Annotated in this window: 15 protein-coding genes; 8 read left to right on the top strand and 7 right to left on the bottom strand. The window is 71.7% G+C overall.

Annotated features, from left to right (window positions below; genetic code table 11):
- On the bottom strand, window positions 1-508 hold a 508-nt coding region (locus FNH04_RS48025), incomplete at its 3' end, for an RNA-binding S4 domain-containing protein (RefSeq protein ID WP_228031692.1).
- A gap of 124 nt (window positions 509-632) precedes the next feature.
- Here FNH04_RS48025 and FNH04_RS29785 point away from each other — a divergent pair.
- On the top strand, window positions 633-1346 hold the full coding sequence (locus tag FNH04_RS29785; protein ID WP_152788879.1) for a uracil-DNA glycosylase: 714 nt from the start codon (window positions 633-635) through the stop codon (window positions 1344-1346).
- A gap of 144 nt (window positions 1347-1490) precedes the next feature.
- Here FNH04_RS29785 and FNH04_RS29780 read toward each other — a convergent pair whose 3' ends face one another.
- Together FNH04_RS29780 and FNH04_RS29775 are read right to left on the bottom strand one after the other, a co-directional pair.
- Entirely contained in the window at window positions 1491-1889 is a 399-nt protein-coding gene (locus tag FNH04_RS29780) for a (2Fe-2S) ferredoxin domain-containing protein (protein ID WP_322724207.1), read from the bottom strand.
- Window positions 1886-2602: a GntR family transcriptional regulator gene (locus tag FNH04_RS29775; RefSeq protein ID WP_152788878.1), complete on the bottom strand. Its 717-nt coding sequence runs from the start codon at window positions 2600-2602 to the stop codon at window positions 1886-1888. Before FNH04_RS29775 ends, FNH04_RS29780 begins: the two co-directional genes overlap by 4 nt.
- A 151-nt stretch (window positions 2603-2753) precedes the next feature.
- Here FNH04_RS29775 and FNH04_RS29770 point away from each other — a divergent pair, with 151 nt between their 5' ends.
- Window positions 2754-4250 carry an NCS1 family nucleobase:cation symporter-1 gene (locus FNH04_RS29770; RefSeq protein WP_322724204.1) on the top strand — a complete coding sequence of 499 codons (1497 nt, stop codon included), beginning with the start codon at window positions 2754-2756 and terminating at the stop codon, window positions 4248-4250.
- Between the two features lie 2 nt (window positions 4251-4252).
- Complete coding sequence (locus FNH04_RS29765; protein ID WP_322724203.1) at window positions 4253-5080, top strand: aspartate/glutamate racemase family protein; 828 nt, start codon at window positions 4253-4255, stop codon at window positions 5078-5080.
- Here FNH04_RS29765 and FNH04_RS29760 read toward each other — a convergent pair.
- From FNH04_RS29760 to FNH04_RS29745, 4 genes are all read right to left on the bottom strand, one after another.
- Window positions 5072-5482, bottom strand: a complete 411-nt coding sequence (locus FNH04_RS29760; protein WP_152788877.1) for a RidA family protein — start codon at window positions 5480-5482, stop codon at window positions 5072-5074. The two genes, FNH04_RS29765 and FNH04_RS29760, sit on opposite strands and share 9 nt — an antisense overlap.
- A gap of 237 nt (window positions 5483-5719) precedes the next feature.
- Complete coding sequence (locus FNH04_RS29755; protein WP_152788876.1) at window positions 5720-6223, bottom strand: hypothetical protein; 504 nt, start codon at window positions 6221-6223, stop codon at window positions 5720-5722.
- Between the two features lie 89 nt (window positions 6224-6312).
- The gene (locus FNH04_RS29750; RefSeq protein WP_152788875.1) at window positions 6313-7317 is read right to left on the bottom strand and encodes a helix-turn-helix domain-containing protein; all 1005 of its coding nucleotides are present in this window, start codon (window positions 7315-7317) and stop codon (window positions 6313-6315) included.
- Window positions 7318-7662: 345 nt separating this feature from the next.
- Window positions 7663-8178, bottom strand: coding sequence for an ATP-binding protein (locus FNH04_RS29745; protein WP_228031690.1), 516 nt, complete (start codon window positions 8176-8178; stop codon window positions 7663-7665).
- 220 nt (window positions 8179-8398) lie between these two features.
- Between FNH04_RS29745 and FNH04_RS29740 the strand changes: the two genes are divergently transcribed.
- The 5 genes from FNH04_RS29740 to FNH04_RS29720 form a co-directional block, all read left to right on the top strand.
- Complete coding sequence (locus tag FNH04_RS29740) at window positions 8399-9229, top strand: helix-turn-helix domain-containing protein (protein WP_152788873.1); 831 nt, start codon at window positions 8399-8401, stop codon at window positions 9227-9229.
- On the top strand, window positions 9226-9429 hold the full coding sequence (locus tag FNH04_RS29735; RefSeq protein ID WP_152788872.1) for a DUF397 domain-containing protein: 204 nt from the start codon (window positions 9226-9228) through the stop codon (window positions 9427-9429). The genes FNH04_RS29740 and FNH04_RS29735 overlap by 4 nt, the downstream gene beginning before the upstream one ends.
- Before the next feature lie 167 nt (window positions 9430-9596).
- Window positions 9597-9785 carry a hypothetical protein gene (locus tag FNH04_RS29730; protein WP_152788871.1) on the top strand — a complete coding sequence of 63 codons (189 nt, stop codon included), beginning with the start codon at window positions 9597-9599 and terminating at the stop codon, window positions 9783-9785.
- Window positions 9782-10633, top strand: a complete 852-nt coding sequence (locus FNH04_RS29725; RefSeq protein WP_152788870.1) for a nucleotidyltransferase domain-containing protein — start codon at window positions 9782-9784, stop codon at window positions 10631-10633. Before FNH04_RS29730 ends, FNH04_RS29725 begins: the two co-directional genes overlap by 4 nt.
- Window positions 10634-10867: 234 nt before the next feature.
- A partial coding sequence (locus FNH04_RS29720; protein WP_322724200.1) for an FUSC family protein occupies window positions 10868-12384 on the top strand: 1517 nt, incomplete at its 3' end.

Here is a 12384-nt window from a genome sequence, read left to right as displayed (position 1 = left end):
GGGGCGGGGGGCTGTTGTCCACGTAGCACTCGACCGCGACGGGGGCGCCGACCCGCTTGCGGATGAGCCGCTTCACGATGACGATTCGCTCGCGGCCGGCGTGGCGCAGCCGCACCTCGTCGCCGACGCGCACCGAGTAGGCGGGCTTGACGCGTTCGCCGTTCACGTGGACGTGCCCGCCGCGGCAGGCGGTGGCACCCATCGAACGGGTCTTGACCAGACGGACGGACCAGATCCAGCTGTCGATCCGCACGCTCTCGCCGCTCGCCGGACCAGCGGCCTCGGCGGCGGCCACGGACTCGGCCGAGCCGCGCGCACCCTGCCCGCCGGGCCTACCGGACCCGGAACCGCCGGACCCGGGACCCGAGCCGCCGGACCCGGGACCCGAGCCGCCGGACCCGGGACCGCCCGAGCCGCCGGACCCGTCGTCCGTGTCGGCCTTGCGGCCCGGTCCCGCGCCCGTGCCGACCGGTCCGGTGGTCTTCTTGCCCGCACCCTCAGAAGCCATGTGTCCGACCTTAACGCCACCGGGTGCGGCGCTCGGCGGGATTTCCGTCCGGCCGGGGCTCTGGCCGCGCGGTCCAGGCTGTCCGCCCGCTCGGTCCGCTGTTCGGCGGCCGTACCGTGGGGGCATGGACAGTGGTCTCGCCGAGCTCGACACACGGATCATCGGGTGCCGGGCGTGCCCGCGGCTGGTGGAGTGGCGGGAGGAGGTGGCCCGTACGAAGCGTGCCGCCTTCGCCGAGTGGACGTACTGGGGGCGGCCGGTGCCCGGGTTCGGCCCGGCCGACGCGTCCCTGCTGATCGTGGGACTCGCGCCCGCCGCGCACGGGGCGAACCGGACCGGGCGGATGTTCACCGGGGACCGTTCGGGGGACGTGCTGTACGCGGCGCTGCACGACGTGGGGCTGGCGTCGCGTGCGACGGCGGTGAGGGCCGACGACGGGCTGGAGCTGTACGGCGTGCGGATCACCTCGCCCGTGCACTGCGCCCCGCCCGAGAACAAGCCGACGCCCGGCGAGCGGGACACGTGCCGTCCCTGGCTGGTCAGCGAGCTCGAGTTGATGCGGCCGACGCTGCGGGCCGTCGTCGTGCTCGGTGCCTTCGGCTGGCAGGCCGTGCTGCCCGCGCTCGCCGGGGCCGGGTGGGACGTGCCCCGGCCACGACCCGCCTTCGCGCACGGCGGACGGGTCACGCTGGACGGACGCCCGCGCCCGCTCGACCTCTTCGGCTGCTTCCATGTCAGCCAGCGCAACACCTTCACGGGACGGCTCACCCCCGCGATGCTGCGGGATGTCCTGCGGACGGCGGCGGGGGCCGCGGGGCTGACCACCAGGGAGCGGTAGCCGCAGCACGGAGGCCGGAGTGGTCCTGCGCGAAGCGCCGCTCCTGACGACAGGCGCCGGCGATTCCTGAAGGCAGGCGCTGGCCGATTCCTGAAGGCAGGCCCTGGCGACTCCTGAAGGCAGGCGCCAGCGACTCCGCAGGCCCTAGCGGCGCCGTTCGCCCGCCGACGGCACGAACTGCAGTTCCAGCGTCGGTGGGGGCGCGGCGATGCCCGGGCCGCCCGCCTCCGCCCACCGCAGTATCTCGTCCGTGCAGTCGTCGCCCATCGACCAGCCGATCCACACCGCCTTGGCGCCGCGCCTGCGTCCCTCGCCCGAGGGCTGGACGACGACGATGTTCGCCTGGTCGCACGGGCCGAGGCAGTCCGTCGTACGGACCGCGAGGCGCCCGCCGGAGGCCGCGGCCGCCGCGCGCAGCCGGACCAGCTGTGCTTCGTGGTCCTGGTCGGGGTACTTGCGGGGATCACCGCAGCAGCAGCCGCGGCAGACGACGAGGGTGCACGGGCGGTTCCGGGCGGCGCCGATCACGAAGCGGGAGGTCACCGCTCTCCTTCCGGTTCCGGACCGGTGAGCACAGCCCTGCCGCCCCTCTCGTCCCCGTCGTCGTCGAGCTCCGTGCCGAAGAGGTGCCGTACCGTCGACCGGTAGTTCGTCCGCACATGGGCCAGCGCGTGTGCCCGGGCCCGGTCCGGGTCGCCGGAGGCGATCGCCTCGTACAACTCGCGGTGTTCCACGAGGAGCTGAGGCCATTCCTCGTTTCGGCGGGTCATCCAGCGCAGGCGGCCCGCGACCGGTTCCAGGGAGGCGATCAGCAGGCTGTTGCCCGCCATCGCCACGATGCGGTCATGGAGACGGCTGTTGATGTCGGTGATCGACTCCGCGTCCCCGGCCTCGGTCGCGGCGGCCGCGCGCTCGATGAGTTCCTCGACCTCGGCCAGGTCCCCGGGTGTGGCGCGCGCCGCGGCGAGCCCGGCGGCGTAGACCTCCAGCGCCTCGCGCAACTCGAAGAGTTCCTTGACGTCGTTGCGGGTGAGCCGGCGTACGACCGTGCGGCGCGGTGTCTCGAACTGGACGAACCCCTCGGCGACCAGCGCGCGGATCGCCTCGCGGACCGGGACCCGGGAGACCCCGTAGCGGTCGGCCAGCTCGCGTTCGACGAGCCGGTCGCCGGGGCGGAGGCGGCCCGCGATGATCTCCTGCCGCAGGTTCGCCAGGACACGTTCACGTACCGCGCCCAGGGGTTCGATCTTCGTCATGGGCCCATCCTCGTCGACTCCGGGGGTGTTTTACGCAGGGTTAACGGCAGCGACATCTGTCGGAACTGTTGACGGGGGGACCATGACGGCAGTTTGGTATACCAAACCGCTCTGCCATAGTCCTCCACCGTCCCCCTTCCATGGAGGCCCCGTGTCCCTCGCCGACCATGCCGAAGCCACCGGCACAGCCGCGTTCGTCCCCGATCCCCGGCTCACCAACGAAGACCTCGCGCCCGCGGGCAAGCGCAACTGGAAGGTCTTCGACCTCTTCGCCATGTGGATGTCCGACGTCCACAACCTGGGCAACTACACGTTCGCCGCGGGCCTGCTGGTCCTCGGTATGAACGTGTGGCAGGTCTTCACCTCCCTGCTCGTCGGCTTCGTGCTCATCTACATCGGGATGAACTGGATGGGGAGGATCGGGCAGCGCCACGGCGTGCCCTTCCCCGTCGTCAGCCGTATCAGCTTCGGTGTCTGGGGTGCCAACATCCCCGCCCTGATCAGGGCCGTCATCGCCATCATGTGGTACGGCATCCAGACCTACCTCGCGTCCGTCGCCGTCAACGTGATGCTGCTGGCCGCCTGGCCGGGCCTGGAGTCCTGGACGCACAGCTCCTTCCTGGGGCTGGACGCGCTCGGCTGGGTCTCCTTCGTCTCGCTCTGGCTCATCCAGGCGCTGATCATCAGCCAGGGCATGGAGTCGGTGCGCAAGTTCCAGGACTTCTGCGGTCCGGCCATCTGGGTCGTGATGATCGCGCTCGCCGTGTGGATCCTCGCCAAGGCCGGCTGGACCATCTCGCTGACCTCGACCCCGCACCCGGTCTCCGCCGGCGAGCAGTGGCGGCAGTGGTTCGGCGCGATCGGGCTCATCCTCGCCACGTACGGCACCCTGATGCTCAACTTCTGCGACTTCTCGCGCTTCGCGCCCGACTACCGGACCGTCAAGCGCGGCAACTTCTGGGGCCTGCCCATCAACTCCACGGCCTTCGTGGTCGTGTCGGTCATCGTCACGGCCGGCTCGCTGGAGGTGTTCGGCGAGGCCATCACCGACCCGGCGGAACTCGTCGCCAAGGTCGGCAACACCTGGGTGCTCGTGCTGGCCGCCCTCACCTTCGCCATCGCCACCATGGGCGTCAACATCGTCGCCAACTTCGTCTCACCGGCGTATGACCTCGCCAACGTCTGGCCGCAGAAGATCACCTTCAAGGTGGGCGGCATGATCAGCACGGTCGCGGCGCTGGTCGTGACCCCGTGGAACCTCTTCTCCAACCCCACGGTCGTCCAGTACTTCCTCGGTGGCCTCGGCGCCTTCCTGGGCCCGCTTTTCGGCGTGATCATGCTCGACTACTTCTGGGTCAAGCGCGGCCGTATCGACGTCGACGAACTCTTCAACGCCACGCCAGGCTCCCGCTACTACTACCGCAAGGGCGTCAACCCCAAGGCCCTGTGGGCGTTCCTGCCCGCCGCGGCGGTGTCGGCCGTGCTCGCGCTGGTGAAGGACTTCAGCCCCGTCGCCCCGTACTCCTGGTTCATCGGTACGGCCCTGGCCGCCGGACTGTACGCCCTGCTCTGCCGCCCGGAGCGGGCCGCCGCCGAACCGGTGGCAGCCGAACCGGCGGCTGCCGGGCCCGCGGCCGCGGAGGGCTGAGGGTGCGGATCGTCGTCACCAACTGCAACACCACGCAGGAGATGACCGAGGAGATCGTACGAGGTGCCCGGGCCGCCGCAGGCCCGGGCACCACCGTGACCGGACTGACCCCGGCGTGGGGACCCGAGTCCGCGGAGGGCTGGCTGGACAGCTACCTCTCGGCCGCCGCCGTCCTCGACACGCTGCGCACGTACGACGAGCCGTACGACGCCGTGGTCATGGCCGGGTTCGGCGAGCACGGACGCGAGGGCGCGCGGGAACTCGTGGACGTACCCGTCGTCGACATCACCGAGGCCGCGGCCCATCTCGCGTGTCTGCTCGGGCGGCGGTACGGCGTCGTCACCACTCTGGAACGGACGTGCGGGCAGATCGAGGACAGCCTGGAGGCGGCCGGCGTGGGGCGGAACTGCTCCGCCGTCGTCGGCACCGGACTGGGCGTGCTCGACCTGGGAGACGTGGCGCGCACGGAGGAGGCCTTCGTGGCCGCCGCCGAACGGGCACGCGACGCGGGCGCCGAGGTCCTCGTACTCGGATGCGCGGGGATGACCGGACTGCAGCGGGCGGTGGGGGAGAAGCTGGGGATGCCCGTCGTCGACGGGGTGGGCGCGGCCGTCAAGCTCGCCGAGTCACTGGTGACGCTCGGGCTGACGACCAGCCGGGTGGGGAGCTACGCCGAGCCTTTGCCGAAGCGCAGGACTTGGGGCCGACCACCGGGCCAGGGCCGACCACCGGGCCAGGGCCGACCACCGGGCCAGGGCCGGCCATCGGGCCAGGACCGACCGCCGGGCCAGGGCCGGCCATCGGGCCAGGGTCGGCCTCCGTCAGGGTGAGGGCTCGGGGACGACCGCGGTCGCCGTGATCTCCACGAGCTGGCCGGTGTAGCCGAGGCAGGTGACACCGAGCAGGGTCGAGGAGTGCGGGCCGGTGCTGAGGCCGGAGGCCTCCACGACGTCCCAGACGGCGGAGAGGACAGCGGTCTCGCCGCTCACGACGTATACGTCGGTCGACACGACGTGTGCGAAGTCGCTGCCGACGGCGCGCAGTTGCTCACCGAGGTTCGCGAGCACCTGCGCGGCCTGCCGTACGGGATCCCCCTCACCGACGAGCTTCCCGTCGGCGTCGAGCGGGACGGAACCGGCCAGGAACGCCAGCTTCGTCTCCGCCTCGACGACGGACGCGTGCGAGTAGACGGGCGGCGGGAAGAGACCGGGGACGGTGACACGCTGGATCATGGAGGCTCCGGGGTCGGAGGAGGGGCAAGGGCAACCTGTCGATCATGCGGGCTCCTTGAACCGCACCGCATCCGAATTCCGCACCGCCTGCGGTGACCACCCGTATTCGACGCCCGTCGAGCCGCCTCACGGCACTCCTGCCGACCCGCACGCTCCTGCGGATCCGCGTCGTGAACGCCGACGGCGGCTCGCACAGGTGGAGCGTGCGAGCCGCCGGTGTGCGGGTGGTGATGGGGATCAGCAGTTCTTGATGTAGTAGACGGGGTCGAAGTTCACGATGTGGCGAGCTCCGCCGTCAGGCGTGCTGGTCCACAGGGTTCCCCAGTTCTGCCCGTAGTAGTACGAGGTGGGGTTGCCCGTCTGGTTGTTGTAGTACGCGCCGGTGCCGAGCCAGTTGTACACCGTGTACGTGGCGCAGTTGTAGAGGAAGAAGACCTTCCACTGCGACCTCGTCGGGTCCCACACAGCGTTGCAGAGGTTCCCGCTGGTGCAGTAGAGCGTGTCGTTCGAGTTCAGGTAGCGGACTTCGCGGGCTGCCGGAGAGATACCGGGCGAGACCGCGGCCGCCGACCGTGCCGACACGCCCTCCGGCGCCGCCGGCAGCGTGAAGACCCCGCTGATCCCGTTCAGGTCGCGGTCCTGCGTCTGGGCCGCCTGCGCCGGACCGGCCGCGAACACGGCCACCAGTGCCAGCACCAGGGCGCCGAGGGCACCGAGAAGGGAACGTCGTTTGTCGCGCATGCTGTTCAAACCCCCTGTAGGAACACGTGGTTCGTGTTCCCCAGGCTGTTGCCGGAGCCGGTCCCGGCACCACAGGTTGAAGTCAGGGCTTAAACGGAAGCCGGGGTGCCGTTGAGGAGGGCGAAGCCGACGGGCGTGATGGTGTGCAGCACGTACTTGTTGCGGCGCACGCTCAGCAGCAGCCCCGCCCGGCGCAGCACGGCGGTGTGCTGGCTGGCCGCCGCTCCGGAGATGCCCAGGCGCTGGGCGAGTTCACCGGTCGTGCGGCCGGTGACGACGTCGGCCAGGATGGCGGCACGGGTCCGGCCGAGCAGCGCGCCGAGTTCCGCGTCGCGAGTGTGGAGGCGGGGCGCGCCCGCCCAGCCGACTGTCTGCTGGACCGGGTAGACGAGGACCGGGGGCCGGTCGGAGGCGGGGTGGGCGAGCATGACGGGTCTGCGGTGACAGAAGAACGACGGCTGCAGCACCAACCCCCGCCCCTCCAGCCGAAGTTCGCGGTCAACGGGATAGTCGGCCTCCAGCACGGGCGGCCGCCAGCGCAGCAGGGGACTGAAGCCGGCCAGCAGCCCGTCGGTGCCGGCCGCCAGCACCCCGCGGGCGCGGAGCGCGTGGTCGGCGTCGACCTGGGCCCGTACGTGCTCCCAGAAGGGGGCGAGCACACGCCGGTGGTAGCCGTGCAGGGCCGCGCCGAGGCGGCGCAGCTCCTCGGGCGCCCCGTCGGCCAGGGCACGGGCCTGGGTCGGCAGCGGCAGCCGGGGCCGCTGCGGTGAGGCGGCGAGCAGGGTGAGGTCACGGCGGAGCGCGGTGCGCGGGGTACGGAGTACGACGTCGACCGCGGACTCCAGGTCGGTCGTGCCGCCGAGGTCGGGGGTGAGGAAGTCGGGCGTGTAGCCGCGGGGCGGCAGCAGCGCGGCGAGCAGTCGGTCGTCCGGCCCCAGGCGGGGCCGGACGAGACGCCGCCACTCACCGAACATCGGGCCCCAGTCCTCGGTGGTCAGGGCCTGGAAGCTGTTGGCGATCTCCCAGAGGGGGTCGGGAGCGGAGGCGACGCGGACACGTGCGATGTCATCGGCGGTGAAGTGCACCCGCAGCATGGAGGGACTCCGATGGTGGTCGGTCATCGGGTGGGGGAGGCGGTGCCCCACGAGAGTTGCCGAGACCAGTGGTGTGAGCAAGGCCGCATTTGGTCACATGCTCAACTGTTTCCGGATGCCGGGCGGGGCGGTCAGCGTTTGACGCGTCCGCGGACGGCGAGGACGCCGAGGGCGAGGAGCGTGGGCTCCAGGTGGAGACTCGCTGTCGCCAAGGAGGGCGATTGGCGTATTTGGGCCGGCTCGGACGGCCGTGACCACGCCGTATAGCGGGCCGGAGTGGGCCGGATCTGCCGACCCCGTAACGGTTCCACCGACTTCGAGGACCCGGCGATGGGGTGGAGACCGTCAACCCGTCCGAGATCCGAGCAGGTCCGAGGTGGCGGTCGCGTCGGTGTCCGTCGGTCTGGCCAGCAACTCGGCCCATACGGTCTTGCCGGGGGCGGACGGCCGGGGGGCGACCCCCCACTTGTCGGCGAGCGCCTCGACGAGGAGCAGGCCGCGGCCGGACTCGGACTCGGACTCGAACTCGGAGTCGCAGTCGGATGCGGAGTCGGGGGAGAGGGTCCGGTGTTCGGTCGGGAGCTGCTTCTCCGCGCGGGTGTCGGTCACCTCGATGCGGCAGGCGTCTCCGGCCACGGTGAGCTGGACGTGGAAGTCCCGGCCGGGCACGTGACCGTGGCGTACGGCGTTCGAGGTGAGCTCGGCCGCGATGAGGCTGAGGGCCTCGTTGACGGGGCTCGCGTACGGGTGGCCCCAGTCGTTCAGACGGTGGGAGACGAGACGCCGGGCGAGTCGAGCGCCCCGTGGGGTGGACGTGAACTGCATGGCGAACTCGTGTACGGGCTCGGAGCGCTCTGGCATATGCCCGTGTGGGGGAGTTGCTGACTTCATACGGTCAACGGTCGTGGCTGTGCGTAGCGTTGAACAGGTGCGACGTGCTGACGGGCGCGGGCTGTACGCGGTGGCGGTGCGCTTGTACGCGGTGCGGGGCGTGCCCTGGGTCGGTGCCGTGCGTTGAGGCGTGGGCCAGTGGGCTGGTTGTTGTGGACTGGGGCTGTGGTGGTACGGGAGGAGCGGCGGGATGGACGATGAGGTTCAGCGGCCGGAGTACGAGTTCGGGGCGGGCATCCTGCATGTGTTCGGGCGGCAGTTGAAGCTGTTCCGGGAGCGGGCGGGGCTGGACCGGGCGGAGTTCGGGGCGTCGGCCGGGTACTCGGCGTCGACGATCGCGTCGTTCGAGCAGGCGAGACGTATTCCGCCGCCGAAGTTCATCGACAGAGCCGATGAAGTGCTGGGTGCGGGTGGGGTGTTGTGCGCGAGCAAGGAGGAGGTGGCGAAGGCTCAGTATCCGGCGTTCTTTCGGGATGCGGCGAAGTTGGAGGCCGAGGCGGTTGAGATTCACTTGTACGACGCTCAGCTGGTCAACGGCCTGTTGCAGACAGAGGACTACGCACGAGCGGTGTTCGCCATGTGGCAGCCACTGCTGGACGAGGCGGTCATCGAGCAGCGCGTGGCCGCGCGGCTGGCACGGCAGGAGATCTTCAACCGGGTCCCCGCACCGCACCTGAGCTTCGTCATCGAGGAGGCTGTCCTGCTCCGACCGCTTGGTGGGGAGGCTGTCTGGCGAGGACAGTTGGAGCACCTCATGCTGATCGCGGAGAAGCGCAACGTGGTGATTCAGGTGATGCCGCTGTCCCGCCAGGAACATGCGGGACTGGCTGGCCCGTTCACCTTGATGGAAACCAAGGATGGGCGCAGGATCGCGTACACGGAGGTGCAGGGCGACAGCCGCGTCCACACAGAGCTTCGCAAGGTACGAGAGCTTGAGCGCACATACGGGATGCTTCGCGCGCAGGCCCTCACTCCGACGGAATCGCTCGCGTTGATCGAAAAGTTGCTGGGAGAGAGATGAGCGGGGAAAAGGCCAGGCCGGACACCGGCGACCTGGCATGGTTCAAGAGCAGTTACAGCGCTGGCGACGGAGGCCAGTGCGTCGAGGTCGCCGTCCGCCCCGGCTGGGTTCACGTCCGTGACTCCAAGGACACGAGCCGTCCCGGGCTGACCGTGGAGTGCTCCGCCTGGACCGCGTTCGTCGAGTTCGCGGAGGCGTGACAACGGAAGAGCCCTCGGCAGGCGAGTGCTTGCCGAGGGCCCTTCGTGTGTCTCAGCGGGGCCAGCGGCCGAGGGCGCGCCTTTATCCACTTGTGCGCGACGAACCCAGGGATACGGTGGGGATCCGGGACGGTGGCCCATCGGTCACCCGGCGTGAAGGGGGCTGGGTGGACGCGGAGTCGACCGCTCCGGCGGCGGGGGCGGCGGCCCTCGTGCGCCAGACGGTGACCGGCGGGTGGACCCAGGCGCGGGACCGGGCAGCCGCACGGTCCGCACCACCACCAGGCGTACAGCACGGCACGGTCATCCACGCCCCCACGGTGTGTGACCCGACCATCGGGGAGGCCCGGCGATGAGCAGAAGTGACCGACCCCCGCGCGAGGACGGCGGCGACGAGGGCTTCCTCGACGGCGTCGCCGACCGTCTCGCCGCCCTCCCCACCGTCCGGGCCGTCGCCCTCGGTGGCTCGCGGGCGCAGGGCACCCACGGTCCGGACAGCGACTGGGACCTGGCGATCTACTACCGAGGCCCCTTCGCCCCGGCCGATCTCCGGGCCGTCGGCTGGGAGGGTGAGGTCTCCGAGATCGGCGGCTGGGGCGGCGGACTCTTCAACGGCGGTGCCTGGCTGTCCATCGAGGGCCGACGCGTCGACGTCCACTACCGCGACCTCGACGTGGTCGAACACGAACTCTCCGAGGCCGAGGACGGCCGCTTCCGCGTGGAGCCCCTCCTGTTCCACCTCGCCGGGATCCCCAGCTACCTGCTGGTCGCCGAGCTGGCGGTCAACCGCGTACTGCGCGGCGAGCTGCCCCGCCCGGCCGCGTACCCGGAGAAGCTCCGCACCTCCGCCGCCGAGCGCTGGTACGGCACCGCCCGCGCGACCCTCGCGTACGCCAAGGCCAACCACGCCCCGAAGGGCCGCCTCACGGAGGTGGCCGGCGCCCTCGCCACGGCCGCCGCACAGACGAGCCACGCGGTCCTCGCGGCACGCGGGGAGTGGGTGACGAACGAGAAGCGGCTGCTGGAGCGGGCGGGGCTGCGCGAGACCGACAACATCGTCACGGGCATCCTCACGGCGACGAGCGGTGACCCCGCCTCACCCGCCTCACTGGAAGCCGCCGTCACCGGAGCCGAAGCGCTCTTCGAGAGGGCGCTCGAGAGGGCGACGGCAGCCGCGACCACTGACCGAGGGACCAGGGCCTGACACAGCACCGGCTCCGGCCTCCCGAGGCCGTGCAGTGGTGCAGCTCACTGGAAGTGGTGTGGTTCCGCCTTGCGTTCATAAAGAACATGCCGTTTGCAGGCATCGTCACATCGCGGTAACACGAACCCTCCGGTCTCCACGGGTACGGGACATACCGTGGAGAACACCGAACACCGCCCGGCCGACGTCGCCCGAAGGCACACCCCCGCCCTCGTCCTGACAGGAGCCTGAACCGTGTCCCGCCCCGTGCTTGCCGTGCCGCCCTGGCTTGCCCATGCTCTGCGTGCGCAAAGGGCGCCCGTGCCCTGGTCCGCGGTGACCAGGGGCGCGCTGGCCGCCGGGCCGCTGCTGCTCGTGGCCGTCCTCCTCGACCGGGCCTCCGTGGGAGTCCTGGCAGCACTCGGTGCCATGCTCGCCGGGATCAACGACCGGCCGGGGAGCCGCAGAGCCTCGGTCAAGCGGCTCGGGGTGCCGGCGCTCGCCGGAGCCGCGGGGCTGCTCGTCGGGACGTATGCCGGGGAGCGGGTACCCGCCCCGGCGCTCGTTCTCGTGCTCACCCTGCTCGGGCTCCTCGCCGGGAGCGTCAGCGCCATCGGGCCCGTGGCGTCCGGGGCCGGGACGCAGTTGCTGGTCGCCGCGGCCATCGGGGCCGGGATGCCGCTGCCCGAGAGCGGAGGGGAACGGGCGCTCGCCTTCGCCGGCGGGGCCGCCTGGCTGCTCGCGCTGCGGCTGCTGCTGCCCACACCCGCGGTGGTCGCCGGGGACGCGCGGCCGGCGTTCTGGCTGGACTTCCGGTTCGACGGGGAGCGGGACGCCGTCGCCAAGGTGTACGACGCGATCGCCGCCCTGCTCGACGCCACGGGTACGGCGAACGCCACCGCCCGGAGGGCCGCCCTCACCGCCGCCCTCGACCACGCGCAGGACGCGCTCGCCGGGCCCCGGCTGCGGCGGTACGCGAGTTCCTCGACCGAACGGCGGCTGCACGCCCAGTACGCCGCCGCGCTGCCGCTCGCCGAGGCGGCCACCGCGCTCGCCTGGGCGGGAGACGCCGTGCCCGGGCGGGCCGCGGAGGGGCCACGGCGCCTCGCCGCCGCCGTACGGGCCAACCGGCACACGGGCCCGCTGCCCGCGCCCGCCCGGTCCGCGCCCGCGCTGCGTGCCCTCGACGACGCCCTGTTGCAGGCCGCCGAGGCGTTCGACCACGAGGAGGAAGCGCCCGACAAGCGCCTCCACCGGCGGCGCCGCCGTACCGTCAGGTCGCTCGTGCGCGGGGCGCTCGGTTCCGGTGGGCGCGAGTACGGGATCCGGGTCGCCCTGTGCTTCGGGGCCAGTTCGGCCGTGGCGCAGGCCCTGCACCACGAGCACTGGTACTGGCTCCCGGCCACGGCCGTGTTCCTGGTCAAGCCCGACCTCGGGCCGCTCGCCTCGCGTGTGCTGTGCCGGGCGGCGGGGACCGTGCTGGGGGCGGTTCTCTTCGCGGGGTTCGCCGCCGTGCTGCCGCGGCCGGAGGGGCTCGTGGCGCTCGTCGCCGTCTGCGGTGCGCTGATTCCCGTCTCCACACGGCACTTCGCCGCACAGACCGGCGTCGTCACCGTGCTGGTACTCGCCCTGGTGATGGTGGGCGGGGACCCCCAGGCCTCCTGGAGCCGGATCGCGGAGACCCTGCTGGCCTGCGCGATCGTGCTGCTCGTCGGGCATCTGCCGATGCCGGGGCAGCGGGGCGGGGGAGTACGGGCCCGGCTGGTCAAGGC

The sequence above is a fragment of the Streptomyces phyllanthi genome (genome assembly GCF_009377205.1).
Lineage (GTDB): Bacteria > Actinomycetota > Actinomycetes > Streptomycetales > Streptomycetaceae > Streptomyces > Streptomyces phyllanthi.
This window is presented reverse-complemented; position numbering and strand designations above follow the sequence as displayed.

What these genes read in the sequence shown, in the direction of transcription:
- FNH04_RS29785 (WP_152788879.1), top strand. Translation starts at nt 633, where the DNA reads ATGGACAGTGGTCTCGCCGAGCTCGACACACGGATCATCGGGTGCCGG.
- FNH04_RS29760 (WP_152788877.1), bottom strand. Translation starts at nt 5,482, where the DNA reads ATGATCCAGCGTGTCACCGTCCCCGGTCTCTTCCCGCCGCCCGTCTAC.
- FNH04_RS29740 (WP_152788873.1), top strand. Translation starts at nt 8,399, where the DNA reads ATGGACGATGAGGTTCAGCGGCCGGAGTACGAGTTCGGGGCGGGCATC.
- FNH04_RS29750 (WP_152788875.1), bottom strand. Translation starts at nt 7,317, where the DNA reads ATGCTGCGGGTGCACTTCACCGCCGATGACATCGCACGTGTCCGCGTC.
- FNH04_RS29745 (WP_228031690.1), bottom strand. Translation starts at nt 8,178, where the DNA reads ATGCCAGAGCGCTCCGAGCCCGTACACGAGTTCGCCATGCAGTTCACG.
- FNH04_RS29755 (WP_152788876.1), bottom strand. Translation starts at nt 6,223, where the DNA reads ATGCGCGACAAACGACGTTCCCTTCTCGGTGCCCTCGGCGCCCTGGTG.
- FNH04_RS29775 (WP_152788878.1), bottom strand. Translation starts at nt 2,602, where the DNA reads ATGACGAAGATCGAACCCCTGGGCGCGGTACGTGAACGTGTCCTGGCG.
- FNH04_RS29725 (WP_152788870.1), top strand. Translation starts at nt 9,782, where the DNA reads ATGAGCAGAAGTGACCGACCCCCGCGCGAGGACGGCGGCGACGAGGGC.
- FNH04_RS29735 (WP_152788872.1), top strand. Translation starts at nt 9,226, where the DNA reads ATGAGCGGGGAAAAGGCCAGGCCGGACACCGGCGACCTGGCATGGTTC.